This window comes from Synechococcus sp. BS56D, assembly GCF_004332405.1.
Classification (GTDB): Bacteria; Cyanobacteriota; Cyanobacteriia; order PCC-6307; family Cyanobiaceae; genus Synechococcus_C.
This window is the reverse complement of sequence record NZ_PHQU01000004.1, coordinates 62,697-89,128: the sequence shown is the minus strand read 5'-3', so window position 1 is coordinate 89,128 and position 26,432 is coordinate 62,697. Positions and strand designations below refer to the sequence as shown.

Genomic DNA, 26,432 nt, shown 5'->3' with positions numbered 1-26,432 from the left:
CAAGCATTACTGGTTGGCGTTCATGTGCAATCTGCATCGGCGTTCCGATGCATCCCTCCCATTCCACTCCGGCACCCGACCACTCATTGAGTAAGGCAGCTCATCCCCCCGAGTAAATTCTGCCCAATGAAACGTTCTGCGTCCGAACTGCTGCAGCGCTGCCTCCGCCTGACGGCGGTGGCAGGCATCGCCTGCAGCCTTCAGGCTCCGCTGGCGCGGGCCCAGCAAGTAGAAACCTTCCAAATCAGAGAGAGCGTCAGCGACACGATCACGTTCACGGCGCCAGCCAAAGCCAGCTCGCCGAGGCCCTTGCCCACCGCGCCGATCCAGGACGCTTACATCCTTGGCCCCGGTGACGCCGTGGTGGTGGAGCTGCTCGATGTGCCCGAGTATTCCGGTGTGTTCACGATCGGCCCCGACGGCACCCTCTACCTGCCCCGGCTGCGTTCCCTCTTCGTGGAGGGGCTCACGGTGGAGGAGCTGCGCTACTTCCTCACCCAGCAGTTCAGCGCCTACGTGCGCGACCCCCAGGTGTTCGTAAGCCCGGCCGCCTACCGGCCGATCCGTGTCTACATCGGCGGTGAGGTGTTTAGGCCCGGCTATTACTACTTATCAGGGCAACAAGCCGCTGTGGGAGCTGAAAGCGCCGGTTCCGCTGCTATGGCTGGATCGATCAACCTCGCCACAGGCCAGGTCAGCGTCACGGGCACGGAAACAATCAACCCAGCCACCGCAGCGGGTCCTCGCATCGGTGGAGTGGAGATCAATCGAGGCCTGCGCCTACCCACCGTCTTCGATGCCCTGCGCACCGCCGGGGGCGTTACCCCCTTTTCCAAGCTCAGCGAAGTCACCGTTACCCGCAAGCGTCCCCTCAGCAGTGGCGGCGGCAAGATGCGCACCACCCTCGATTTCCTCACCCTGATCACCGAAGGTAACGAATCTCAGAACATCCGCCTCTTCGATGGCGACACGGTGGTGGTGGGCCGCTCTCCCAAAGAGCTGCGCGAGCAAATCATCAAGGCCGGCCAGACCAACCTCAGTCCTGATTTCGTTCAGGTGTTCGTCACCGGTCGCGTGCGCGAACCTGGGTCCAAAGTGCTGCCCCAGGGTGCCTCACTCGATCAGGCCCTCGCCGCCGCTGGCGGACAGAAGCTGTTACGCGGCCAAGTGGAATTCATCCGCTTCAACCGCGACGGCACCACCGACAAGCGCAAGTTCTTCGTGGGCGGCGCCAACCCGGCCGGCTCCTACAAAAATCCGATCCTGATCGCCGGTGATGTGGTGCGCGTCAATGAATCACCCCTCTCCGCCACCGTCACCGTGCTCAATGAGCTCACCGGCCCCGCGGTGGGCATCTATTCCGTCTACAGCCTGTTCAAGTGAGGGAGCTGCTGCCATGACCACCGCCCCTGCTGAACAGCCCCTACCGATGACCCCAGCCAGCGACGACGAGATCGATCTGCGCCAGGTGGCCGGCGCCCTGGTGCGCCGCTGGCCTTGGATCGCTGGCGGTGGTGCCCTAGGCCTGCTGCTCTCTGGCCTTTACCTACTCGCCACCAAACCGGTCTACCAGGGCGAGTTCCAGATCGTGCTCAACCAGGAGAACAACCAGTCGAGCGCAGCAGCCCTGCTCTCCCAGAACCCTGCCTTGGCGTCGATCGCCGGCCTCGGCGGCGGCGGCGGCAACGACTCAATCGCCACCGAAGTGCAGATCCTCAACAGCCCTTCGGTGCTGCGGCCCGTGTTCGATGCCGTCAAGGCTCGCAAACCACCTGAAGTGGCCAAGGCGATGCGCTTTCAGGACTGGGCCAAGTCGGCAATCACCGCAGAAGAAGAAAAAGGCACCTCCGTGCTCAACGTGGAATTCCGAGACACCAACGAACAGCTGGTGCTGCCGATCACCCGCATGATCTCCCAGGCCTACCAGAGCTATTCCAACCGCGGCCGCGCCCGCGAACTCAGCAATGTGATCGCCTATCTGAACGAGCAGATCACCCAGATCAAACCCCAGGCGCAGGCCAGCTCCCGCGCCGCTCTCGACTTTGGCTACGCCAACGGCCTCGGCCTGCTCGATGGCCTCCCCCTCGCTGGCAATGTGGCCGGGGCCGGCATTTCGAAAGATGGCCCTGGCTCCGGCGCCCAGGTGGCCGGCAGCGGCGGCAGCGTGGAAGCGGCCCGCACCGCTGCCCAGCAAAAAGTGAAGGCGCTGCAGGTGCAGATCCAGGAAGCCACCAAGGCCGGTGCCGGCTCCCTTTATTTCGCCTCCCAGCTCGCCTCCCTCACCGACAAGTCGTCCACCTTCGACCAGCTCACGTCGGTGGAAACAAAACTGGCTGAATACCGCTCCCGCTTCAAAGACAACGACCCCCTGGTGCAGAAGCTGCAACGGGAGCGCAACACCCTGGTGCGCTACATCAACCAACAGACGATCGCCCTGCTCAAGGGCGAGCTCGATCTGGCCCAGGCCAACCTCCAGGCTCTCAACCGCCCCAAGGAGGTGGTGGCCCGCCACCGCGAGCTCACCCAGGAGGCCCTGCGCGATGAGGCCACCCTGGTGACCTTGCAGAACCAGCTCAAGCAGTTCCAGCTGGAGCAGGCCCGCGCCACCAGCCCCTGGGAGCTGATCTCCACCCCCACCCTGCTCGACAAGCCCGTGAGCCCCCGCAAGGGCCGCACCCTCGCCCTCGGACTGCTCGCCGGCCTCGTGTTCGGAAGCGGCGGTGCCCTGGTGAGCGATCGCCGCAGCGGCCGCGTGTTCAGCAGCGATGAACTCAGCCGAGACCTACCCGGAGCGCTGCTCGAGCGCCTGCCCTGCCATGGCGCCATCGCCCCAGCCGCCTGGCGCGCCCCGATTCAACTGCTCGCCGATGGACCCCTGCGCGGCAGCGGTGCGATCGCCCTGATCCCCGTGGGTGCACTCGAGGCTGACGCCCTCGAAGGCTTCACCACCGAACTGCGCCGCGCCCTCGGCAGCGGACGCGAGCTGGTTGTGAGTCGCGATCTGCTCACCACCCGCAGCGCCGCCACCCAGTTGCTGCTCACCGCCCCTGGTGCCGCCAAACGCGAACAGCTGCGTCAGCTGCGCGAGCAGCTGGCCCTCCAGGGATCCCCGGTGGCCGGTTGGGTGTTGCTCGACACGGATCTCGACGTTTCCGACGAGGCCTGAGGGAAGCCCATGGCGCGTCTGCTCATCACCGGCGGCGCCGGCTTCATCGGCAGTCACACCTGTGTGGTGCTGCTCGAAGCCGGTCACGACCTACTCGTGCTCGACGATTTCTCCAACAGCTCACCAGTGGCCCTGGAGCGAGTGCAGGAGCTGAGCGGTCGGTCGCTGGAGCTGGTGCGTGGTGATCTGCGCGATCCAGTGCTGCTGGAGCAGGTGTTCGCGAGCGCAGCTTCTGCGGGCGCCCCGATCGAGGCGGTGATTCACTTCGCTGGCCTCAAGGCCGTGGGCGAATCCGTCGCCCAGCCCCTGCGCTACTGGGACGTGAACGTATCCGGATCCCGCAATCTCCTCTCCGCCATGGAGGCCCATGGCTGCCGGACGTTGGTGTTCAGCAGCAGCGCCACCCTTTATGGGTATCCAGAAGTGGTGCCGATCCCTGAAAGCGCACCGGTCCAGCCGATCAATCCCTACGGCCACACCAAGGCGGCAGTGGAGCGCATGCTGGAGGATCTGGCCGCCAGTGCGCCGGCTACCTGGCGCATTGCCTGCCTGCGCTATTTCAACCCCGTGGGCGCCCACCCCTCCGGCCGCATCGGCGAAGATCCCAACGGCATCCCCAACAACCTGTTCCCGTTCGTGAGCCAGGTGGCGATCGGCCGGCGCGAGCGCCTGAGTGTGTTCGGTGGCGACTGGCCCACCAGCGACGGCAGCGGCGTGCGCGACTACATCCACGTGATGGACCTCGCCGAAGGCCACTTAGCTGCACTTAACTGTTTGCTGGCAGAACAGCCGCAACTGCTCACCATCAACCTCGGCAGCGGCGTCGGCGCATCGGTGCTCGAGGTAGTGCACGCCTTTGAGACAGCCTCAGGCTGTTCTGTGCCCTACGAGATCGTCGAACGCCGCCCCGGCGATGCGGCAATCACCGTCGCCGATCCCGGGCTGGCCGCCGAGCGCCTCGGTTGGCGCACCAAGCGCTCTCTGGCCGACATGTGCCGCGACGGCTGGGCTTGGCAATCCACCAACCCCAAGGGCTATCGGGGAGAGGGTTAATGCTGACGACTCGCCGAAGACACCGCCAGCGCTGGCTCAACCTGGTGGGAGCCGGGGGGGCCCTGCTGGGGGCGGGAGTGGTAGCAGTTGCAGGCACTCCCCTACGGGCCCAGGTGCTTTGGGAACCCGTCACCCCCAAGCAAGCGGAGGGATCACAAATTCTGGTGCCGGCGATGGATGGTGGTGGGCCAGCCAATGCTCCTGAGAGCAGCCCCGAGAACTCAGAACCAATCGTTTGGCAACCGGTCAAAGAGCCAGCAAGCGAAGCTCGCCCCAACGGGCCCCAATCCTTGGCACCCACCCCACCCCAAGCCGTGGTCTGGGAGCCCATCCCCACAGATTCATTGGATGATGGCGCCGTTGCAACTCCCACAACGGTGGTCTGGGAGCCGCTGCCCAGCAGCGAGGTGCAGATCCAGGTCGCTGAAGGCGAAAGCACCACTGAAACGATCACCGCTCAGGATTCCTCCACCGTGCGGGTGGCGCAGCAGGAAACACCACCGCCCGAAGTGCCGGCGATCGAGCAAGAACAACCCAGCCGCGTGCCCGAGCTGCCGCCGCCGCCGCCACTTCAGGCGCTCAATCGCTCGATTGCCTTTGGCGATGGCTTGGTGGGGCCTGATATCAGCCTACGCCTTCCAAATGGCTTCCGCTGGAGCCAACGCTGGTTTGGCGATGTGACGGTTCTTGGCTACAGCTATCAAGACGGCCGCAAGCCGGGTGATCCCTTTGTACCGGCCATCGACTCAGGCAATCTTGACGGCTGGGCAATCCTTCACGCCAATCTTCTTCAAACCGAAAACTGGAGCATTGCACTCAACACATCTTTCCGGAGCTTGCAGAGCAATCCCAACGTCCCAGGCGGAAGCACAGGAATCACCGATGGTGTCTCCTCTGGCTTCAGAATTGCCCGTGCAATTGGAGACAATGGCGGAATCGCCTTTGGAGGCGAACAAGTAATCCAATGGGATGATCAAACAGATACTGGTCGAAACCTCTATTTAGTTGCTTCCAATGGATGGTGGCTTGGCGATAACAAAAAAGACTACCCCCTATTCATCGCAAGCGGCGGCTTCGGAACAGGTCGATGGGCATCATTCACCAAGAATGATCCCGCAGGCCAAGATCTTGACGATATTTTTGACTTCACCTGCATCACCGTAGAGACCAATCGCAAGCTTGCAAAAATAGACGAAAACCTTTGCTGGGGACCATTTGGGTCAGCCAGCTTAGTGTTTAATGAATGGTGGGGAATATTTGTTGAGTATGTTTCAAGTAGAGCAACTCTTGGCGTCTCCTCAAACATGACAGGAGGCATACCACTGCGATTCACAGCAGGAGTTCACTTTGTCAAAGAGAACGAGATTGTGCCGCCGAACGAATTGAGGTGGATCATCGAAGCAAGCCTTGGCTTCTGATCACCTCGTTCTGGCCGGTGGCGGGCACTGCCATGTGTTGCTGCTCAAAAGATGGGCGATGCAGCCCCACAAAAGACCTAAAGGAATGATTTCGCTCGTCAGCGAAAGCAGTTCTGCAATGTATTCCGGCATTATTCCGGCCCACATCGCGGGCATTGATCAATGCGATCAGATCACTATCAATCTGCACTGGCTGGCCAAACAAGCCCAGGTGGATTTTATCCAAGCCGAAATTTGCAGCCTGAATCCCCATAGAGAACTGATACTAAGCAATCGCCCATCCCTGCACTTCGACAGACTAAGCCTTAACGTTGGCGCCATCACTGACCGTCAAGATTTCAAACAGGCGATCAGCATCAAACCACTAAAAGTAGGCCTAGACGCAATCACCGAACACGACACAATTGCCCAAAAGCCATCAACCGCTCCGTTCCATATTGTCGGATCAGGCTTAGCAGGAATTGAACTTGCTTTTGCCCTCAGAAATCGATGGCCTTCTCATAAATTAATTCTGCATACCAAGCCGCACAAACTCAAGAAGTCTGTCATAAAGCGCCTGCATCAAGCAGCCATAGCGCTCAGCTATGAACCAGCTCCCGACACGGCCAACACCCTCCTCTGCACTGGCATTCGTGCACCTTCATGGCTGGAAGTGAGCGGACTTCCCTGTGACGGAAAAGGTCGGATTAAAACCGACAAGAACCTGCAAGTGATTGGCTATCCCAAGATCTTTGCAGCAGGCGATTGCGCCGTGATTGAAAATGATCAGCGCCCGCCATCTGGCGTCTGGGCAGTACGAGCAGCCAACCCTCTAGCCCACAACCTTGAACAACTGAATCAACAACAACCGATGCGCCCGTGGCGCCCGCAACAACGCGCTCTACAACTGCTCGGTTGCCCAACACCAGGGCAACCGCCATCGGCCTGGCTGATCTGGGGCCCCTTCTGGATTGGTCCTCATCCCTGGTTGTGGCGCTGGAAGCGCCACCTCGATCAACGCTTCATGGGCATGTTCCAGCCCAACGGCTCGATGGCCAGCACCGTCAGCAGCCATGCAGAGGCGAATGCCATGGCCTGCCGTGGATGCGCAGCCAAACTTCCAGCCGCCCCTCTCGAGCAAGCCTTACAACGCAGTGGCGTGGGGAAACTCGGACACCAACCTGAAGATGCCCAAGCCATTGGCTCCACAAGAGAGGGAGGCACTCTGCTCAACTCCGTGGATGGCTTTCCAGCCCTCATCTCCGATCCCTGGCTGAACGGCCGGCTCACCGCGCTTCATGCCTGTTCAGACCTCTGGGCATCCGGCGCCCACGTCACCACGGTGCAAGCCATCGTCACCTTGCCGGCAATCGACGACAACCACCAGGTGGAACTTCTCAGCCAAACCCTCTCAGGGGTGCGATCTGCCCTGGGAGAGCAAGGAGCACAACTGATCGGCGGCCACACAATGGAATCGCGCCAGCCAACCGCTGTCCCCTCGGCCCTCGATCTCCAGCTCAGCCTCAGCGTCACCGGCCAAACACCAGCGGGAGCGAAACCCTGGTCCAAAGGACCGATCCAACCCGGGGATGTGCTGCTGTTGAGCCGCGGCCTGGGAAGCGGCGTGATCTTTGCAGCCGCGATGCAAGGACGGTGTGATCCCTGGCATCTCGACACCTGCCTCAAGCAACTGAGTACCAGCCAGCACCCCCGTCTTCAAGAGCTTTTTCAACTCCAAGAGATGGAGCCTGGTTCTATTCACGCCTGCACCGACGTGACCGGCTTCGGATTGCTCGGGCACCTCAATGAAATGCTGGACGCCAGCCCTTCAACGTGCGTCGATCTCTGGATCGATCACATCCCCAGCTTCGAGGGCGCCCTAGATCTCCTGAAAAGCGGTCTGGCCAGCACCCTGGCCCCATCGAACCGCAGAGCCCTCGCCAGTCTGGGCAATCGGGTGCGCGCTCTTCAACACTCTGAAGATGTCAGCAACAGTCTTGACCCAGGGCTTGAAGCACTGCTGGTCGACCCCCAAACCTGCGGCCCGCTCCTTACGGCTTGCCCGGAAACAACAGCCCAACTACTCAAAGAAAAAGGCTGGACTTCCATTGGCCGTGCAAAAACAAACAGCACTAAAAACGAGCCTTTGGGTGATATCCGATCAAACCATCTTTAACCTTAGCTTTTAAAAAGTGCCATCTAGACAGTCGTTTATACGGGAGACCCAAGCAGTGAAATAACTCCGGACGCTGGCGAACGCATTCATTCACAATTGTTTCATCATCATGGCCATAAGCCATCTGGGCAGCCTGATTGCCAACTTGGTGCATCAACTGAGCAAACTCAGGCCAGATAGAACGAGGAGCCGATACATAAGAGCCATTATAAGCAAGGCGACGTCCATAAAAGCGCATCGGACTCGCATAGTGAGAGACCCGATCCATCGGCTCGGCATTCATCCAAAAACGCCAGTTGGAACGCTGCCCGTTGAAACGCGCCATGGTGGAATCGATCCAAGCCAAACGCTCCACATGATCAGGAGCCTGAACGGACTCTTGAGCGAGGAGGTCGGTTCGACAGAGCCAAATTGTATTCAAACAACGAAAAACATCTGCCCCCGCGCCACGCAGGTCACGCCAATAGTGAACCATGCCCTTTTCTCCAGCAAATGATGAAGGTCTACCCCAAGAGTCCAAAGCCATTCGCTCACAGGACTGCACAAGTTGACCGGCCAAAGGCCACGCCTGCATCTCATCGAGAGCACGAATTCGGGGTAACATTTTGACTCCTTGAGCCACACACAAGCGCTGAGCCCATTCCAAAACATCCTCAGATGAAGAATAAAAAATAAGATCAGCACCCCGCAACATTTGCAAAGTCTGGGGGAACCAATTGCTGTAGTGCGCGCCTGATCTCTTGACATTTCCCGCAATAGGCCAATAACCTGAGACATAAAGTTTTTGTTTCATGGCCAAAGAGAAATATTCGAAATTTGATTTCGAACAAAGGTTCCTGTTAAGATCAAGATTCTAGCATCGCTTTATAAGCAGCATTGATGCATCAAGCATTAGCGATCTTACTTAGATCTCCCGGGATCCTTTAAAGCCCCATTCTGCATTACCCATTACCTTGTCGAGCAAAAGCACCGCTCCGCAACAACCCAGCTTCATTCTTGGGGTGGGAGCACAAAAGGCTGGCACTACCTGGTTGCAGCGTGAACTGAGTCGTTGTTCATCAGTGAATCTGGGGTTCTGCAAGGAATACAAAGCCTTCCCCAGCATCAAACCCAAAGCACAAACCAACCGATGGAGGTGGCCCACACCCCAGCCACGGTTCGATCCACACCGGTTTGCGCAGCTGCCTGAAGCAGAACAGCACCAGTGGATGCGCACGGACCCATGGGCCTACCTGCACTACTTCCACACCCTGGTGCAAGGTGACCCCAGGCTGTTGGCAACGGGAGACATTTCACCCCACTACAGCGAGCTCAGCGCTCAACAGTTCCAACACATCGGCCGATTACTAGAGAAAGGCGGTTTCAACGTGAAAGTGATCCTGCTGTTGCGGGATCCGGTGGAGCGGGTCTGGTCTCAACTGCGCATGCTGCGGAGGCAGAACCGCTTCCCTGAGCTCTGTGGCTACCGGGAAGAAGAAACAGCCCTTGCTTTGCTGCATCACCACCCCCGGTTTGCAGCCAAAACGCAGTACCACCGCACTCTCAACCAGTTGGAGCGGGCTTTCTCTCCAACCCAGCTGCACATCGACTTCTACGAACGCCTGTTCACCCCAGACGCCCATCAACGCTTAGCCGCGTTTCTGGAGCTCGATCTCCCAGAAGCCGACTTCGACACCCGCGTGAATGCTTCACCCAAACAGATCGAGATCTGCCCAAAGCTGCAGCAGACCGTGGCCCTCGCCTACCGGAATGTGTACGCAGCCATGGTCGATCGCTTCGGGGAGACGGTGCTCGATCTCTGGCCCCATGCGCGCTGGGTCACGTCTCAGCAGCCTCCAACTCGGCCAGGCTTGGCAACAACTGAGCCAAGGTGAGCAAGGAGGCAGCTGGATAGAGAGGAAGGTGCGGTAACTGGTCGCGCAACAGCTGCTGATAACGATCAAAGCTGCAACGGCAGCGTCGTTCCTCATCTTCACTCAGCACCCGGCGCAACAACTGCGCTTCCAGGTCTCGATCGATCCACTGCTCCTGCCAAGACGGCAGCGGCACATACCCCTGCTGAAGCATGAGAAAGGCCAGCAGCCGCAGGCGAATCGGCAGCTCACCAGCACGGATCAGGTCAAGAGCCTCAAAGCGGTCAACACTCTTGGCATCGTTGAACCGGTTGTGAAAGGTTTTGAGCAGACACTCGCGAAAACCACGGGCCCAATAGTGGGCGATGGCCCAACCAAACACACCCGCTGGAGCAGAGCCGAAGCGGCGATTGGCCTGGATCTCATCAACAAGGAATCCGTGATCACAGGCAATGGCCGCCATGCGCTCGGAGCGCACCAATGGCTTGCCGATATGCCCCCAATACCCACGCTGCGGAGGCTGGCCACCGTCAAGAAATGGTGCCATCAACCAAGGGATAAAAAGCTGCTTCACATCCGGGAAAAGAGCAAACAGCTGAGCCACGCCCACATCTGAGCGCAGCGGAGTGAGGTATTCGTCCCCATCCGCCAGCAAGGTGTAAGCGGCTCCATCGGCCAGTGCTTTTAAAGGCAACTGCTTCAAGGCCTGATCCGGGGGTAACTCCGGCGGCAGTCGATGCAGCTGACACCGAAAACCATCTGGCAGCGCAGCCGCTTCCACCGCCTTGGCATCCGCGTTGCTCTGGACGCAGACATGAATGCACTCCACGCCAAAGGAGGAGTAGTGGTTGAGAAAACTGGACCAATAAGGGGCTTCAATCCGGCAAAAGCGGGTGATCAACTGCACATCCGCTAACGGAAGCAGATGTGAACCCGTCTGCATTGGATGGCCAGCCGGCTGGGTGGAGCGAAGTAACTTCTGCCCTCCAAAACCATTACCTCCATCGACGGCGACACCCGGATCAAGGTCGTGCGACGACGGGGCTGACCACAATGCGGACCAACAACGGCGAAACCCTCGTCCTAGCCGGCCTCGCCAACCCATCACATCACCCCTGCAAGGGCTCAATCGGCGCCAAGCGCGGATCAAGAATTTTTGGCCCCATCCCAGCAAATTTCACCGCAATCGACACCTTCTCGCCGCTACCGAAGGTGTGGGTGATCTCTCCCTCCCCAAAGCTGGCGTGAATCACCCGGTCGCCCACACTCCAGCTCTTGCCCGGTGCCGGCCCGGCCTGGCGCCTGCGCACCGCATTGGCAGGGGCACCGGCGGAACCCGCAGCCGCCACCCTGCGGGAGTCGTCGCGATCCACCCGTGTGAGGCGGTCGAGCCGCTGCTCTCGCCGCAACGCCGCTCCGCCTGAACGGGGAATCTCCCCCTGCACCAGCGCTTCCGGCAACTCAGACAGGAACACGCTCGGCACCGCCGGCTCACGCATCCCACCCCAGAGGCGACGCTCACTGGCATGGGAAAGAAACAAGCGCTCCTTCGCCCGGGTGATGCCCACATAGCAGAGCCGACGCTCCTCTTCCAGCGACGCCGGATCATCCAACGAGCGATAGCTGGGGAACAGGCCCTGCTCCAGACCCACCAGACACACCACCGGAAACTCCAGACCCTTACTGCTGTGGAGCGTCATCAAAGTGACCCGATCGGCGGCGGTGTCCTTGCTGTCGGCATCACTGGCCAGGGCGGCAGAGGCAAGGAAGCCCTCCAAATCGCCTTCGTCGTTCTCCTCCTGATACTGCAGCGCCGCATTCACCAGTTCCTGCAGGTTGCGTCGCCGCTCCTCCGCCTCGTCGGTGCCCTCCGCGATCAGCTCGCTCACGTAACCACTGGTCTCCATCACCGTCTGGATCAGCTCCGACGGAGCAGCGTCATGGATCCGGTCCTTGAGGCCCTGGATCAGCTCACAGAACTGGAGCAGCCCCTTAGCGGAACGCCCCCCAAGGGAGCGCACCGCCTCAGGGTCACTCACCACATCCCAGAGGGGAATCCCCAGCTGATTGGCAGCGTCGGTGAGCCGTTGAATCGTGGTCTTGCCGATCCCCCGCTTGGGCACGTTCACCACCCGCAACAGGCTGACGGTGTCAGCTGGATTGATCAACAGACGCAGATAGGCGAGCAGATCCTTGATCTCCCTCCGGTCGTAGAAGCGCAGGCCGCCCACCACCACGTAGGGAATCCGCCAGCGCACCAACGACTCCTCGATCGCCCGCGACTGGGCATTGGTGCGGTACAGCACCGCCATGTCGCGCCAGCTCAACTCCGGATTGGCCGCTTCCATCATCCGCAGCCGATGCACCACCGCCTCCGCTTCCGCGATCTCGTCATCGCAGCGGGTGAGCGCAATCAGCTCACCCTCGCCCCGAGTGGGCCGCAATACCTTGTCGATCCGCTCGCTGTTGTGAGCGATCAGGGCATTGGCCGCCTCCAGGATCGTGGCCGTCGAGCGGTAGTTCTCCTCCAGCTTCACCATCGTGCGGGTGCTGTCATCGGGGGCCTTGTCGCCGAAGTCGTCCTGAAAACCCATCAGGATCGTGAAATCAGCGGCCCGGAAGCTGTAGATGCTCTGGTCGGCATCGCCCACCACAAACACCGAGCGGCCGCTCCAGTTCTCGTACACCTGGGGATCGAGGCCATCGGTCACCAGCAGCTTGATCAGTTCGTATTGGGTGCGATTGGTGTCTTGATACTCGTCGACCAGCACATGCCGGAAGCGCCGGTGCCAGTAGGCGCGCACTTGTTCGTTCTGCTGCAGCAGCTGCACCGGGAGCAACAACAGATCGTCGAAATCGAGCGCATTGTTGGCCGCCAGCGCTTTGCGGTAGCGCCGATAGACATCGGCGGTGAGCTTGCCCCGCTGCCCCTCGGCATTGGCCTCCAGATCATCCGGCAGCCAACCCTGGTTCTTGGCATTGCTGATCGCCCATCGCGTTTTCTTGGGATCAAATCGCTTGGGATCCAGCTGCAATTCCTGGGTGACGATCTCCTTCACCAGGCTCTGGGCATCGTTCTCGTCATAGATGGAGAACTGCTTGGTCCAGGTCAGGCCCTCCGCGTCCTTGAACTTGTCGATGTCGAAGCGCAGCATGCGCGCGAACAGAGCGTGGAAGGTGCCGATCCACAGCTCCTTGGTCACCTCCCGATAGATGCGACTACGCAACTGCCGCTGCTCGACAGCTGGCAGGGTGCTCCAGGGCTGGCCGAACTGGCTCTGCGCCAACCGCTGGGCCAGCAGGAGCTCAAGCCGCTCCTTCATCTCCCGGGCCGCTTTGTTGGTGAAGGTCACCGCAAGGATCTGGGCCGGATCGGCACCGTGCTCTCCGATCAGATGCGCAATCCTGTGGGTGAGCGCCCGGGTCTTGCCGCTCCCGGCCCCAGCGACCACCAACAGCGGACCCTCATGATGATCCACCGCCCGGCGCTGGGCGTCGTTAAGGCCGGCAAGAAAGCTCATGGGATGAGGCTATCCACTAGGGGAAGGGATCCACGCCTGGCTTGATCCACATCCGAACGCGCCGATACAACCACCGAGAGCGCAGCCGCACCGGCAGCGTCCAGACCAAGACCCCCAGCTTCTGCCTCCAGGAGAGTTGCTGGCGCCAACTCTGATCCAAGCGAATCTGATCTGAACTGCCAAAGCGCATGTCGTTGCCGTGAATGTCGCGGCGGACGCCATCGCGCCAGTGAAACTGGCCCTCCTCCAGAGGGAGATTGAGCCAAGCCATGACCCGCGCCATCTCCAGGCGGGGGTCAGCCACCAATCGCTCGTAATAGACCCGCAGAGCGCGAACACCCCGCAACCGCTCCCGAGTGAGAAAAAACAAGTTCAAATAGTTGTAAGACGCCTGGCGAAGGGCATCACCCCGTTTGCGAGCGCTATTGATCGAGCCAAATGGGCCGCGATGTAAATGCACAGGCTGCATCTCAAACGCAGCCCCTTGAGCCTCAACCGAGAGCAGCCGAGAGAGTCGGGGCAAAGATTTCGAGGAATCGACGATCAGGGCACTACCGCTCACCTGAGCGATCGCGACGAACAAGGCTTCGTTGTGGCGCAGAAAGGTTGCGTCATCGCCCCCATCCACCAGCTGTAGATGCTCGAGGGAGCAGCCAACTCTGTCTTTCACCCGCTGTTCCACGGCCCCCCAGAATGGGCACTGCGATGGCACCTGCCGGTGGCAACTGCAGAGGCGCCGTTGCGGATCCGGATTGGAGAGCATCTTCAACTCGCCGGCGCTCACGACCTGGCTGTGGCCACTCACCAGGAGCGACAACAGCGTGGAGCCGCTATGGCCACGACTGGTGATGTAAAGCACCCGGGGCTTGATCGTCTGCTGACTCGGCAGCGGCATCGGTCCCGGCATGGTCAACAGTGATCTGAATGTAGGGGTACCTCCAGCTGGCACTGCTGCACCTGGGCATCGGAAGCAGCACCCGAACCGATGAGCCCAGACTTTTGGGATCGATAACCCGCCGCTTGAGGCCGCCACCGCAACGCCTTAAGCCGCGGCCGTACCAAGCTCAGCACTCATCGCATCGACTCCAGTCGTTGCAGCCTGGATTGACGCAAAGCCTCCCCAAGCTGAGGACCGGGCTGCAGGCCAGTGGCGATCAAATCACGCGCCGTCTGCGGCGGTTTCACATGGCGCCATCGCCCCCACCAGCGAAGCAACGGCCGCCAGCAGGGGTTCATCAAAGCCACCTCCAACGCCACCACCTCCGGGCTCCAAGGCCGCGTTTCCAAGGCTTCCGTCCAACGGGCCGCAGACCAGCCCTGCCATGAATCAGACAAGGCCTGCTGCGCCAACCAGATCAGGAAAACCTTCCGCTCCTCGATCCAACGTTGCTGCTGAACAGGCAACTGCAGCCGCTGGGCCAACGCCAGGGGCGACGAGGAGGCCGCCACCAGGGCGCAGAGCAGGGGAACACCCAACCGCTCGGCCCACCGCAAACGACGCAACAGCAACCGATCGTTCTGCAGCAATGGGTCCAACAGGGGCAAAGCCCCCCAAGCCTGAAGATGCTCAACGGCCTGCCGCCAGGGCTCCCGCGCAAACAGCAACTCCAACTCCATGCGCAAGCGAGTGCCCAGAGCCGGTGGCACCCCATCCGGGGCATCACCATGGCGCCATGGCCACGGCCAGGCCGCCAGCGTGACTTGCACTTGCTCCAAGGCTTGGGGCGCCAAGCAAAACCCAAGCCGCGCGGCATAACGGGCGCCGCGCACGACGCGGGTGGGATCGTCTTGCACACTTCCCACGTGCAGGAAGTTCAGCTGACGCGCCGCCAGGTCGCCCTGCCCCCCATGCAGATCCAACAATTCGGGCTCGGCCTCTCCAACGCCCAGCAGCAGCGCCATAGCATTGACCGTGAAGTCGCGCCGCGCCAGGTCATTCCTTAAGGGGCCTGGCTGCACCACCGGATTGTCTCCAGGGACGAGATAGCGCTCCTGGCGGGACTGGGCCAGATCCAGCAGCACGCCGTCGAGCACCATCTCCACCGTGCCAAAGCTGCCGTGCACCCGCAGCTCCGGCACCCGTTCAGCACCAAGCCGTTGGCGCAAACCCTGGGCTAAAGCTTCCGTGCTTCCCTCCACCACGAGATCGAGATCCGGAAGATCACGCCAGGGATCCCGGTGGCTGTGATGCAGCAAGGCATCGCGCACCGCACCCCCCACCAAGGCCAGCCGCACCCCACCCTGCAGACGCGCCTCGGCCTGCAAGGCCATCAACACACTGTCTGGAATGCCTGGCAGATACACAGGGGGAGCTCAGCCATGGGGTCGCTCCATGCTGCCGTCTGCCAACGGCTGATCACAGAGCGCACGTCATCACAGTGCCAATGGCTTGAACTAAATGGCGCCATCACCTGAAGCTGTTGTTTTCCGTTGCTCACGCACTCATCTTTGTCTTCGCATAGGTCTGAATCAAAAAGCGACTGAGATCCGCCAGATGCCGCTCCAGAGTGAACCCCTCAGCCACATGGCATCGCCCGGCCGCACCGAACTGAGCACAGAGCGCAGGATCCAGCAGGAGCAGCTCGATCGCCGCGGCCATTGCGTTCACATCCCCTTCATCCACCAGCAGCCCGGTCTGGCCATCAATCACCACTTCAGGGATGCCGGCATGGCGCGTGGCCACCACCGGCAAACCACTCAATTGCGCTTCCATCACCGCTACGGGGTTGCCCTCGCTGTCGCCATCGGCGGCCACCCGGGAATGCTGCACAAACACCCGCACCTGCCGCATTAAGACCGCCACCTCCTCCTGAGTCCGCACGCCGAGGAAACGAATCCGGTCGCCCATCTTCAGCTGCGCTGCCAGGGCTTTCGCTTCAAGGAGCAAGGGGCCCTCCCCCACCATCCAGAGCTGCCCATGCGGCTGGGCCGCAAAAGCACGAATGGTGTGCAGTGGTCCCTTCTTGGCCACAAAACGCCCCACCGCAAGGCAGATGGCGGGTGCCTCAGCCGGTGCTCCGCCATGAAACAGCCGGGCATTAGCTCCCGAAGCACTGATCAAAATGCGTTGCTGAGGCGCACCCAACGCCTGCAATGTTTGCGCCATGGGTTGGGACTTACAGATCAGGCCAGCCGCCAAGCCCATCAAGCGGAGGTAACGGCCGCGTAACACTCCGAGCTTGCAGCGCGCCGAGAGGTCCGAGCCACGGAAATGCACCACGAGCGGCACACCGGCCCAATGGGTCGCCTCCATCACCCGAACGGCATGGAATCCAAACTCCGCCAACACAAGATCGGGCCGATGGCGAGCAATCAAACGGCTTGCCACCGCCGCTGCTGGCCAACCCGCCAGGCGCAACATCCCTAAACGCGTAAAGGCTTTACTCAGCAGGACCGCCAGGCCGTAGGCCAGGCGAGCCGGTTGGTTCCACGGTCGTTCATCACCAAAGTAGGCCTGCACTTCGAACGGCAACCCCGCCAGATTGGCGCGCACGAAAGTTTCCGATGCCGCCCGGCGAGTGGGGGCAAACACCAAGAGCCGCTGCAGTGTCATTGCGGCGTCACCAGGGCATCCCAAATGGGGCCCACCACAGGCCAATCGAGCTGCCGCAAGGTCTCCCTGGCAGCCTTGCCCAGGCGCTCCCTCAGCCTGGGATCAGCAGCCAAACGATTCAGCGCTTCCGCTAGGGCGGATGGATCATCACTGGGCACCACCAAACCGCTCACTTCGTGATCCACCACCTCCAATGGACCAGGCGACGCGTCGGTTACTACAACTGCAAGCCCGGAAGCCATAGCTTCCAAAAGCGCATTCGGCATGCCCTCGAAGCGCGAGGGCAACACGAACACCTCTGCTTGGAGCAGAAAGGTTTGGGGGTCAGAACGGAAACCAAGAAACTGGACCCGTTCTTGCAAACCAGCCGCCTGTACCTGCTGTTCCAATCGGTTCCTTTCCGGCCCGTCTCCCACCACATTGAGTGACCAAGTGGCGGCACACCCTGTGACCTGTGCAAGGGCACGGATTAATAGATCAATCCCTTTTTGTGGCACCAACCGCGCCACGGAGACAAAGCCTTGACGATCGGCCGAAGACGTTGGTGACGCTGGCACATCAGGCATTGGAAGAGGGTTGGGCAATAACGCCAGCTGACGCCCCGGGAACAAGGGAATCAGGCTGTCCATCACCCCTGAAGTGTTAGCAGTGAGAACATCCGCCCGGCGGTACAGCAGGCGGCGCAAGCGAGTCCACGGGAAAGGCAACTGTTGCTTACTGACGTCATTGCGCTCAGACACCACCAGATGGCAATCCCGCCACCACAATGCGCTGCAGACGCGCATATTGGTGCGAGTCAGAAACGCCACCACCCGCTTGGGGCATTGGCATCGCAACAGGGCCTCAAGCTCCCAGGACGGCGGCCCGTCTATGCCCTCCATACACCAGATCAATAGACGCGAACGCAAATCACGCTGTCCAGGCCGTGCGGATTCGATGAAGACAATCAAAGGGCCCATCAAAAGACGAGCAGCAAGCCGATGCAGCCTGCGCTTTGGGGCCATAAAGCGACGTGCACGGGCCAGGATCGAACGGTTCCAGTGATCCCGTTTCCATAGCGCCTCAACCATCGGTGCCAAGTCGGTCACCAGCAACCCCTCTGGAATCACATGCGCCTGGGCTGGTCCCGGCAACATGGTGACCAAACGCACTTTCCAGCCTTTGGCCATGAAATGAGCAGCAGCTAACAATGCAACTTTCTGAGCGCCACCCGGACCGAGGTGTGGCAGAACCAACCAAAGGTCATCGCGATTGCTAAAGGTCATCGTTGCTCATTGCCGACTCTCGCAGCACCTGATCAAGAGCCTGAAGGAGTCGCTGCTGCAACACCAACGGCGCATAGGTCTGTCGTACTTCAGTCGCACGATTGGCCAACTTTTCACGCTTTAAGGAGTCACCCAACAGCTCCTCAAGCTGTTGAATACAGAACTCATCTGACGCACGACTTGGCAGCAGACAACCATTAATTCCGTCACTTATTAAATCGGAAGGACCATGGGGGCAGTCGACAGCGACACAGCAGCAACCAGCAGCCATTGCTTCAAGCAATACGTTGGGAAACCCCTCATACCGCGAGGAAAGCACAAAAACCTGAGAACGATCGTACCAATCAGCGACATTACCGACACGGCCAGGGAAATGAAGACGTTTTAACAATTCGGGATGGCTATCGAGCAATGATTTCAAGCCAGCTTGCTGGTCAAGCCCATGATAAAGATGAGCATCTAATCCCAAAATTACTAATTGAAGATTATGGTCTTGGAGCGCAAGGGGAATCCACCACCTCACCAAACGATCAAAGCCCTTCTGATCAGATTTTGTACCAACTCCGAGTAAGAATGGAGCATCACGTCCAACACCCGCAGCAACCAGCCACTCGCAGGGGTCAATTGTCGGATGGAAGCGAGCCAAGGGCCAAGCCACTGGATTTGGCAGCAACAATTGAGGGCGGGCCCCGAGGTGCTTCGCCAACCAGACACCAACCTCGTGAGTTTGCACCACATGCAGGGCGGCCCAAGGATAAACAATCCTGCGTAAGGCACTCCAGACCCAGCCAATCGATTTCTGAGGCGGATAATTGCGTTCGGACACGACGCAAGGAACACCTAAAGAACGGGATGCCAATAACAACTTGATGGCAGGAAGTGAAGTCATGCCAATCGCCAAGCTCACATCCGCTAAATCGAGCCAGCGCTTTAAACGGATCACGCGAAAGGGGAAGCCGAAAGGGCCCATGCGTTTCATCCATTCAGAATCCTCAGGCTCAACAGCTCGCTTAATGCCAGTCGGAAACGGGTAAAAATCCCAATTCAGAGGCTTCCGCGTTAAAACAATCGGAGTCCATCCAGCCTGATGCAACCACTCAGCCCAAGCCAGAGTCACCCGTTCAGCACCACCTAATTTCAGGCTATCGATGTAAAGAACAACTTTTTTCGCGCGAGTTTCCGAGCCAATCGTCGGACTCACGACACGAGGCAGTGCACGCCTCCGAGACACTCTCGCAGACTTGGAAACCTCTTGAAGAACAGAGATTTTCTTCAGGAGAGTCAACATCTTCTCTGTACGGGCCTGATAGGTCTGCGTCGAGGCCCGTTGCAATCGCTGCTGCAGATCAGGCCCCTCCCCCTTCAATGCCAAGCCAATCGCCTGTTCAAAGGAAGCCACATCAGGAGAACACAGAAGCGCGACATCACGATGTGACTGCAGCGAGGGAATGGCTGTTGCCACCACAGGCAACCCCGACGAAAGATATTCAAAGAACTTCATCGGGAACATATGGCGCGTATAGCCATTGACCTGAAGAGGCAACAGGGCCACATCGGCATGGGCTAACCATGAGGGCAGATCGCTGTAAGCAACCGAGCCGACTAGTTGCACATTGGAACAGGCCTGCAGGGCCGAGACATCGGTTGATGGATCGCACTCACCGACGGGTCCAATAAGAACGAATTCCCACTCCGGGTGACGACTCGCCAGGGCAGTGAGCATGTCGAGGTCGAGCTTATACGCATCAATGGCCCCCATGAACAACAAACGGGGGCCACACCGCGTTGCCAGCGCAGCCGGACAGGGCAACGGCGTACCAGCGACCCCCAGGCGTGCCGTGCTGAAGTGATCGTGATCGGCCACATTGCCAAACAAAAATGTCCTGGCGTTTCTGTGTCGATGCAGCATCTCAAGCTCAGGCGACGTGACAAAAACCACATCGACCGCCTGAGAAAGAAGCGCTTCATTCAACTCAATCACGTCAAACGGCATACCGGGTTGATCTTGAATACGATCAACGCAGTGATAGATAGACCCTGAGAATTGCTTGAGATCCAAGTAGAGAAGCGTAAGCGGGTTATACGTCCACAGCAACGGCTGCTCAAATCCCAACAAACGACGTGCGATCGTCAAGCCAAGCTGAAGCGCCAGACGATTGAACGCCAAGGCAAGGCCTTGATTCCCACCTGGGAGAACTGGCGGGGACCAGACCCACAACCGCTGTTGACGGCGGCGGGGAGGCTGAACCATGCGGCGCAGCCTTCTCAAAATGCGCGTACGATCGGCTGATCCCACTCTTGGAGGCCGCAGACCAAGAGACTCCACATACAACACACGATGCCCCTCAGCAACCAATGCCTGGGCCGTATGTTGCTTATTCGTCCAAAGAGGGTGATCCCAATCGGCAGTGGCAAGAACAACAAAATCAGCCATTGGGATATCAGCCTTCTTCGATTAACGCCATGTCTCGAAACGACGAAGAAGACGCGCACAAAGAATCAAAGTCACCGCTATGGACTATTCTTCCAGCTTCGACTTCATAAATAAGATCGCATTTTTTAACTGTTGAAAGGCGGTGAGCAATCACAACAGTCGTACAACGCCTGCCAACAATATCGAGGGCCTGCATTACATTATTTTCAGTTTTATTATCCAAAGCGCTTGTGGCCTCGTCAAGTACAAGCAACTTCGCGCCCCTGAAAAATGCTCGAGCTAGCGAAAGTCTTTGCCGCTGCCCTCCCGAAAGCTTGATGCCGTTCTCACCGATTAATGTATAAAGACCGTAGTTCATGCCAGACACATAGTCGTCGAATTGGGCGGCCTCCAAAGCACCCCACACAAGATCATCATCCACATCCTCCGGATCACAGCCGAAGGCAACATTGTCACGAATGCTTCCATCGATTAGGCGAATTGACTGGGGCACAAAGGCACAATTCGCCTGCCAAGCAGGGACCTCTTGGTCGGTGACCGCAATCCCATCCAGCAACAACTCACCACTGGTTGGTTGAAACAGTCCTAGCATTAAGTGAGCGAGAGTTGATTTACCGCTTCCAGTACGACCCACAAGTGCAATTCTCGACCCAATGGGAACAGTAAGATTCACACCTTGAATCACCTGTTTGGCATCAGGTGCATACGAAAAACTAACATCCTTTAATTGGATGAAGCGACGAGGCATGACCCCCTCAGGAGTGGGAACCCCGGGAGAATCGATTAAGTACCGAACAGGCTTCAGGCTCAACAACTCAAGTGCATCCTCAATTTGCGGCAAGCCGCCACGGAGGCGATTGACGCTACGGAACATCGCCTGCAAAGGAGCTGAGATTCTCAGCATCCCGACCAATACAGCCGCAAGTGACGGAATTGCACTACGAACAGCTTCCGCATCACCCATGGTTAAAGCTGGAACCAGGCCAACGAGAAACAAAACAGTGATCGCAGCAGGCTCAATCACTAACCTTGGAACATCAGGAAGCAATCGATCAATTCGATCATATCGCTTAGCAATCAAGCCATCACGAGAGAAGCGAGAGATAAAATATTTTTCAGCCGCATACAGCTGAACCTCTCGCATTGAGCGCAATGACTCCATTAAAAGCAAATTGATCCTGCGGCTGTAGCGAATCCTTTGCTTCGACGCCAGACGTAAATATGGAGTAACAACCTTCGACGCCAGCACATAAGCAAAAAGGATCAAAGCAAACATTGCCAGCGCCTTTAAGCCCAAGACGGCAACAACACCCACAAGCAAGACAACCACCGAAACCAAGTTTCCAGCAATTAACAACAGAGGGCTGATCACTCCTGTCGATATACCATTTAGAATTCGATTAAATTTTTCAGACAAATTTGCTGTGCGCTGACGCACGAAAAAGTCGTATTTTTGACAAACAAGATTGCCATAAACCTTGTTCACAAAATCATTCCACACGTCTGCACAAAGCAGACTCTGCATGAGCGAGACACCAAAACGAATCATCGACGCAAGCCAAAATGCGGCGATCAACAATCCAACTAGCCAACTGGATTGATCCAGAAGTCCACCACCAAATACACGGATCCCGGGCAGATAATCTTCAACTCTCGCACCGGCGATTAAGCCTACAAGACGTGCCAGCAGAGCGACCAGAAAAACATCTACCAGACCCTGCAATAACGAAGCCAGCAACACAAATACCAAAAGACGAAGGCGTCGCCTCGGCAACTCACTCAACAGCTGACGAAGATTGCTCCAGGTCTGACTTTGCAAAGGCATAGAGGCTTTCAGAGGTCAACCTTGCTTGAACAAGGACGATCAAACTCGTCCGCAGAAACCATAGACCTGCTTGCCCCTCAGGGCTTCCGCCCAGCAGGCCAGCCAGGCAACCGATTGACCACCCTCTTCAGGCCGTGAACACAACGGTTCATTCGCAGCTTCCAGAGCGGAATCGCCCGCAACACCGATGCATCCCTCAGGACCAGGAGGAGAACATCAAGCTGATGCAACACATCATTCCAACGCTTCTGCAACACCTGCTCAGAGTGCTCCTCTAGCAAAGCCTCCAGAAAGGTCGAATCAGGACGCCAACGGACAGGATCTGCTACGGCCGCCAGCACTCTTTCAACATCATGGCTGAGACTTCCGCAGCCAATTTGATGACCAACCTCTCCCGGCGTCAAGGTATCGGAAAGAGCGTGATTAAAACTGCTGAACACGACACAGCCGCAGGCCAGCGCTTCCAGTGGGGGGAGGCCAAAGCCCTCGCTCACCCCACGGCCACGCCAGTACTCGGCCGAGTCGTAGAGGTAAACGCTGGCACTGTTGAACAAAGCCACAAGATCATCGACCCAACCGCTCTGCACCTCGACCGTCAGTCCTCGCGCCCTCAGGGCAGGCACCAGCGTGTTGAGCACATAAGTGCTGCTCTTGCGCTGCTGCACCAGCACATCAATCGGGCGTTTCCCGCCCGCAGCGTCCATCAGCCTGGGACGGGCGCCCCGTTCAAGCCACTGGGGTTCGAGAGCATTGGGCACCAGGAAGAGCGGATTCCGCGGTGCACGGTTGCCCCAATAGCCGAGTGTGTTGCGACTCACGGCCACCACCGGAACACCTGGAGGTAGATCAAAGCCATAACCGCTGCTGTGGGCCTGATAGAGCGCCGGCCGACCCCGCAGCTTCTTAAGGGTGGCTGGCACATCAAAACCCCAGCTGACAAGCCAGAGTGCGTTTCCGGGAGACGCCTCTTGAGCGAGCACGTCATCCAGAAAGGAATGCTCGGCTTCCCGAGCCCGGTAAGTGACGAGCTCAGTGGGACGCAGCCTCCCAAGCAGTCGGGCGGTCTGCAACGCAACGCTCAAACCGCCACAACGAAAACGGGGCCCGGTGCCCGGCACCAGAACCCGAATGGAGTCGATCGTGACGTTGGGGCTCAAGCAGCCACTGCCTCAGTGCTTCCGGCCCGCTGACGGCGGGTCAGGAAGCCAAAGAGCACCTTGCCGATCGCGGCCACCAGGTTGCCCTCCAGCTCTTGGAACATTTTCATATTGAGGTGGAAGGCATGGTTGGCCTCTTCCACGATCCGATCGGCCATCGCCTGATCGATCGGCAGCTGATCCATGGCAGCGCGGTAGGTGGTCTTGAAGGCCTTCTCGTCCGCGATGGCAGGGAAGGAATAGAAGTTCAGACCATCGTTGTCAGACAGATTCATTGCCTTCTGGGCAATGGTCTTGAGGATCTGCCCGCCGGAGAGGTCGCCGAGATAGCGGGTGTAGTGATGGCCCACCAGTAGCTCCGGCGCCTCCTGCGCCACCTGACGGATGCGCTCCACATATGCCTGGGCGGCAGGGGTGGCCTTCAGCTGCTGGGCCCAATCGGCACCGAAGTAGTAAGCGAGATCCTGCTCGAGGGCCTCGCGGCGGTTGAGCTCAGGAAAGGCAATCGGAGCAATCACCGGGTTGGAAGACAGGCGTGCCATCTCCTCCTCCATGGCGCTGTACACGAAATACAGATCGGCCACGAGCGTGCGGTAACTCCCCTTATCAACCACACCTTTGAGGAAGCAGCTCACGAAACCGGTGTTCTCGGCCATGGTGTGCGACTTCTTGGTGCCTTCACGCAGCTGGGCAGCAAGAGCGACGGACATGAAACGAAGGGTCGGCAGTCGCAAAACCTTAAAAGCCATGCCCGGCTTGTCGGCAACAAGGGTTGCGAAGGGTTACGAGACCGCTGGGAAGAGGTTGTGCAGATCCCGGCAGATCTGTTGCAGCTGAAGCACGCGATCCGGCTGGGGGAGATGCCGCCCAGAGGGCTGCCAATCGCCCACAGTGGCCAGCCGCCAGCGCTCGCCGTCAAAGGTCATGCCGCGCATCAACACCCCCAAAAGGGCACGGTTGTTGTTCAAGCGAAGCTGCAGCAACAGACTGCGGCACTCCAGGCGAGGACTCCAACCCGGGAAGTGAAAGGAGAGGTCGAGGGTCTCCTCCTCGCTCCAGCGACGGGTGAGAGGGTCATCCCGCCAGGGGCTGAGGTTGGCGGTCGCCGCAGGAAACTGATCGCGCACCAGCGTGACGGCCGAAGCCAGAGCCTGGGCCAGCACCACACTGTCGACCGCTTCCGCTGCGTTCACCGGCGTGCCATCTCTGTCTCCAGGGTGAAGGATGCCGCTCGGCGCCGCCAGCCGCCGTTACGGTTGCCACCATGATCCTGCGGTGGCTGGGAATCCCGAATCAGACTGTTCGGCCTGGTGGGCATCGTGGCAACCGCCGGTCATGCCTCTGTGCTGATCGGCCTCGGGCGGGCGCCGGATCAGGGCGAACTTTAGGGAGCCTGCGCTGAGTCATAGGCTCGCCACGTCGTGAATGCCGCCCAGCGGCGATCAAGCCATGGCTCAGTTCGAGAAGCTCACCGCCCCCAGCCAGGGCACCCCGATCCGCTTCGAGAACGGTCAGCCGGTGGTGGCCAACGACCCAATCATTCCCTTCATCCGCGGCGATGGCACCGGCGTGGACATCTGGCCGGCCACTCAGAAAGTTCTGGATGCAGCCGTGGCGAAGGCCTACGGCGGCAGCAAGCGGATCGAATGGTTCAAGGTGTACGCGGGCGATGAGGCCTGCGAGCTCTATGGCACCTACCAGTACCTGCCGGAGGACACCCTCGAGGCCATCCGCGCCTATGGCGTGGCCATCAAGGGTCCCCTCACCACACCGGTGGGCGGCGGCATCCGTTCGTTGAATGTGGCCCTACGCCAAATCTTTGATCTGTATTCCTGCGTGCGCCCCTGTCGCTACTACGCAGGCACCCCCAGCCCCCACAAGCGCCCCCAGGATCTGGACGTGATCGTCTACCGCGAGAACACGGAAGACATCTACATGGGGATCGAATGGGAGGCCGATGACAGCGTTGGCCAGGAGCTGCGCAAGCACCTCAACGAGGTGGTGATCCCCGCCAACGGCAAGCTGGGCAAGCGCCAGATTCCCGAGGGATCAGGCATCGGCATCAAGCCGGTGAGCAAAGCCGGCAGCCAGCGCCACATCCGCAAGGCGATTCAGCACGCCCTGCGCCTTCAAGGCGACAAGCGCCACGTGACCCTGGTGCACAAGGGAAACATCATGAAGTTCACGGAAGGGGCCTTCCGTGACTGGGGCTATGAACTAGCCACCAGCGAGTTCCGCGATGTGTGCATCACCGAGCGGGAGAGCTGGATTCTCGGCAACCTCGAGAAGGATCCCAACCTGAGCGTTCAGGCCAACGCCCGCATGGTCGAGCCGGGCTACGACAGCCTCACACCTGAGAAAAAAGCCGACATCGACGCCGAGGTGCAGGCCGTGATCGACGCCATCGGCAGCAGCCACGGTGGCGGCAAGTGGAAAGCAATGGTGCTGGTCGATGACCGCATCGCCGACAGCATCTTCCAGCAGATCCAGACCCGACCGCAGGAGTATTCGATCCTGGCCACCCTCAACCTGAACGGCGACTACATCTCCGATGCCGCCGCCGCCATGGTGGGCGGTCTGGGCATGGCTCCCGGCGCCAACATCGGCGAAACCGCCGCCATCTTCGAAGCCACCCATGGCACCGCTCCAAAGCATGCGGGGCTTGATCGCATCAATCCGGGTTCGGTGATCCTCAGCGGCGTGATGATGCTGGAGTTCCTGGGCTGGCAGGAGGCTGCTGACCTGATCACAAAGGGGCTCAGTGCCGCCATCGCCGATCAGCAGGTGACCTACGACCTGGCCAGGTTGATGGAACCCCAGGTGGAGCCTGTCAGCTGCAGCGGTTTCGCCGACGCCATCATCGAACGGTTCTGAACCCGCAACCCGCTGAAGCGCTTACCGCAGTCCTGAGGGGGGAGCTGGCGCTGACCCGCTGGCAACCCGCTCTGGACCATGGCGCCATCTCCGCCCTCTGCTATGCACTGCGGGGGCTCGATGACAGACGCGCCTGGTCGCCAACACCGTGGGGCCGC

Annotated in this window: 19 protein-coding genes; 7 read left to right on the top strand and 12 right to left on the bottom strand. The window is 59.5% G+C overall.

The window, feature by feature from the left end:
- Positions 1-126: 126 nt before the first annotated feature.
- From CWE17_RS07080 to selD, 5 genes are all read left to right on the top strand, one after another.
- A complete protein-coding gene (locus CWE17_RS07080) occupies positions 127-1,383 on the top strand; it encodes a polysaccharide biosynthesis/export family protein (RefSeq protein ID WP_131455717.1) in 1,257 nt (418 codons plus the stop codon).
- A gap of 13 nt (positions 1,384-1,396) precedes the next feature.
- Positions 1,397-3,166 carry a Wzz/FepE/Etk N-terminal domain-containing protein gene (locus CWE17_RS07075; RefSeq protein ID WP_131455715.1) on the top strand — a complete coding sequence of 590 codons (1,770 nt, stop codon included), beginning with the start codon at positions 1,397-1,399 and terminating at the stop codon, positions 3,164-3,166.
- 9 nt (positions 3,167-3,175) lie between these two features.
- Positions 3,176-4,219, top strand: coding sequence for a UDP-glucose 4-epimerase GalE (galE, locus tag CWE17_RS07070; RefSeq protein ID WP_131455713.1), 1,044 nt, complete (start codon positions 3,176-3,178; stop codon positions 4,217-4,219).
- 314 nt (positions 4,220-4,533) lie between these two features.
- Positions 4,534-5,637, top strand: coding sequence for a hypothetical protein (locus CWE17_RS07065; RefSeq protein ID WP_240789301.1), 1,104 nt, complete (start codon positions 4,534-4,536; stop codon positions 5,635-5,637).
- A 58-nt stretch (positions 5,638-5,695) separates the two neighbouring features.
- The gene (selD, locus tag CWE17_RS07060) at positions 5,696-7,792 is read left to right on the top strand and encodes a selenide, water dikinase SelD (protein WP_240789318.1); all 2,097 of its coding nucleotides are present in this window, start codon (positions 5,696-5,698) and stop codon (positions 7,790-7,792) included.
- On the opposite strand, the gene CWE17_RS07055 is transcribed toward selD, so the two are convergent.
- The gene (locus CWE17_RS07055; protein ID WP_131455707.1) at positions 7,749-8,585 is read right to left on the bottom strand and encodes a hypothetical protein; all 837 of its coding nucleotides are present in this window, start codon (positions 8,583-8,585) and stop codon (positions 7,749-7,751) included. The genes selD and CWE17_RS07055 overlap by 44 nt on opposite strands.
- Positions 8,586-8,793: 208 nt before the next feature.
- On the opposite strand from CWE17_RS07055, the gene CWE17_RS07050 reads away from it, so the two are divergent.
- On the top strand, positions 8,794-9,666 hold the full coding sequence (locus tag CWE17_RS07050; protein WP_240789317.1) for a sulfotransferase: 873 nt from the start codon (positions 8,794-8,796) through the stop codon (positions 9,664-9,666).
- Here CWE17_RS07050 and CWE17_RS07045 read toward each other — a convergent pair.
- The 11 genes from CWE17_RS07045 to CWE17_RS06995 all read right to left on the bottom strand — a co-directional run bounded on the left by CWE17_RS07045 (position 9,611) and on the right by CWE17_RS06995 (position 24,593).
- Positions 9,611-10,588 (bottom strand): hypothetical protein, encoded by a 978-nt coding sequence (locus tag CWE17_RS07045; protein WP_131455704.1) that lies wholly within the window; start codon positions 10,586-10,588, stop codon positions 9,611-9,613. The genes CWE17_RS07050 and CWE17_RS07045 overlap by 56 nt on opposite strands.
- A 166-nt stretch (positions 10,589-10,754) precedes the next feature.
- On the bottom strand, positions 10,755-13,166 hold the full coding sequence (locus tag CWE17_RS07040; RefSeq protein ID WP_131455702.1) for a UvrD-helicase domain-containing protein: 2,412 nt from the start codon (positions 13,164-13,166) through the stop codon (positions 10,755-10,757).
- 16 nt (positions 13,167-13,182) lie between these two features.
- The gene (locus CWE17_RS07035) at positions 13,183-14,061 is read right to left on the bottom strand and encodes a sulfotransferase (protein WP_240789300.1); all 879 of its coding nucleotides are present in this window, start codon (positions 14,059-14,061) and stop codon (positions 13,183-13,185) included.
- A 176-nt stretch (positions 14,062-14,237) separates the two neighbouring features.
- Positions 14,238-15,470: a CCA tRNA nucleotidyltransferase gene (locus tag CWE17_RS07030; protein ID WP_240789299.1), complete on the bottom strand. Its 1,233-nt coding sequence runs from the start codon at positions 15,468-15,470 to the stop codon at positions 14,238-14,240.
- A 130-nt stretch (positions 15,471-15,600) separates the two neighbouring features.
- Positions 15,601-16,719, bottom strand: a complete 1,119-nt coding sequence (locus CWE17_RS07025; protein WP_131455699.1) for a glycosyltransferase — start codon at positions 16,717-16,719, stop codon at positions 15,601-15,603.
- Positions 16,716-17,984 (bottom strand): glycosyltransferase, encoded by a 1,269-nt coding sequence (locus CWE17_RS07020; RefSeq protein WP_131455696.1) that lies wholly within the window; start codon positions 17,982-17,984, stop codon positions 16,716-16,718. Before CWE17_RS07020 ends, CWE17_RS07025 begins: the two co-directional genes overlap by 4 nt.
- Entirely contained in the window at positions 17,974-20,418 is a 2,445-nt protein-coding gene (locus CWE17_RS12500) for a glycosyltransferase (RefSeq protein ID WP_370318285.1), read from the bottom strand. The genes CWE17_RS07020 and CWE17_RS12500 overlap by 11 nt, the downstream gene beginning before the upstream one ends.
- Before the next feature lie 7 nt (positions 20,419-20,425).
- Positions 20,426-22,243: an ABC transporter ATP-binding protein gene (locus CWE17_RS07010; protein WP_131455694.1), complete on the bottom strand. Its 1,818-nt coding sequence runs from the start codon at positions 22,241-22,243 to the stop codon at positions 20,426-20,428.
- Between the two features lie 77 nt (positions 22,244-22,320).
- Complete coding sequence (locus CWE17_RS07005) at positions 22,321-23,400, bottom strand: glycosyltransferase (RefSeq protein WP_240789298.1); 1,080 nt, start codon at positions 23,398-23,400, stop codon at positions 22,321-22,323.
- Complete coding sequence (locus tag CWE17_RS07000) at positions 23,397-24,110, bottom strand: heme oxygenase (biliverdin-producing) (RefSeq protein WP_131455693.1); 714 nt, start codon at positions 24,108-24,110, stop codon at positions 23,397-23,399. Before CWE17_RS07000 ends, CWE17_RS07005 begins: the two co-directional genes overlap by 4 nt.
- 72 nt (positions 24,111-24,182) lie before the next feature.
- On the bottom strand, positions 24,183-24,593 hold the full coding sequence (locus tag CWE17_RS06995; RefSeq protein WP_131455691.1) for a hypothetical protein: 411 nt from the start codon (positions 24,591-24,593) through the stop codon (positions 24,183-24,185).
- A 256-nt stretch (positions 24,594-24,849) separates the two neighbouring features.
- Between CWE17_RS06995 and CWE17_RS06990 the strand changes: the two genes are divergently transcribed.
- The gene (locus CWE17_RS06990) at positions 24,850-26,274 is read left to right on the top strand and encodes an NADP-dependent isocitrate dehydrogenase (protein ID WP_131455690.1); all 1,425 of its coding nucleotides are present in this window, start codon (positions 24,850-24,852) and stop codon (positions 26,272-26,274) included.
- Positions 26,275-26,432: the final 158 nt, after the last annotated feature.

Coding starts and splice junctions, on each gene's coding strand:
- CWE17_RS07080 (WP_131455717.1), top strand. CDS start 127: ATGAAACGTTCTGCGTCCGAACTGCTGCAGCGCTGCCTCCGCCTGACG.
- CWE17_RS07075 (WP_131455715.1), top strand. CDS start 1,397: ATGACCACCGCCCCTGCTGAACAGCCCCTACCGATGACCCCAGCCAGC.
- galE (WP_131455713.1), top strand. CDS start 3,176: ATGGCGCGTCTGCTCATCACCGGCGGCGCCGGCTTCATCGGCAGTCAC.
- selD (WP_240789318.1), top strand. CDS start 5,696: ATGCAGCCCCACAAAAGACCTAAAGGAATGATTTCGCTCGTCAGCGAA.
- CWE17_RS07055 (WP_131455707.1), bottom strand. CDS start 8,585: ATGAAACAAAAACTTTATGTCTCAGGTTATTGGCCTATTGCGGGAAAT.
- CWE17_RS07045 (WP_131455704.1), bottom strand. CDS start 10,588: ATGCAGACGGGTTCACATCTGCTTCCGTTAGCGGATGTGCAGTTGATC.
- CWE17_RS07040 (WP_131455702.1), bottom strand. CDS start 13,166: ATGAGCTTTCTTGCCGGCCTTAACGACGCCCAGCGCCGGGCGGTGGAT.
- CWE17_RS07035 (WP_240789300.1), bottom strand. CDS start 14,061: ATGCCGCTGCCGAGTCAGCAGACGATCAAGCCCCGGGTGCTTTACATC.
- CWE17_RS07025 (WP_131455699.1), bottom strand. CDS start 16,719: ATGACACTGCAGCGGCTCTTGGTGTTTGCCCCCACTCGCCGGGCGGCA.
- CWE17_RS07020 (WP_131455696.1), bottom strand. CDS start 17,984: ATGACCTTTAGCAATCGCGATGACCTTTGGTTGGTTCTGCCACACCTC.
- CWE17_RS12500 (WP_370318285.1), bottom strand. CDS start 20,418: ATGGCTGATTTTGTTGTTCTTGCCACTGCCGATTGGGATCACCCTCTT.
- CWE17_RS07010 (WP_131455694.1), bottom strand. CDS start 22,243: ATGCCTTTGCAAAGTCAGACCTGGAGCAATCTTCGTCAGCTGTTGAGT.
- CWE17_RS07000 (WP_131455693.1), bottom strand. CDS start 24,110: ATGTCCGTCGCTCTTGCTGCCCAGCTGCGTGAAGGCACCAAGAAGTCG.
- CWE17_RS06990 (WP_131455690.1), top strand. CDS start 24,850: ATGGCTCAGTTCGAGAAGCTCACCGCCCCCAGCCAGGGCACCCCGATC.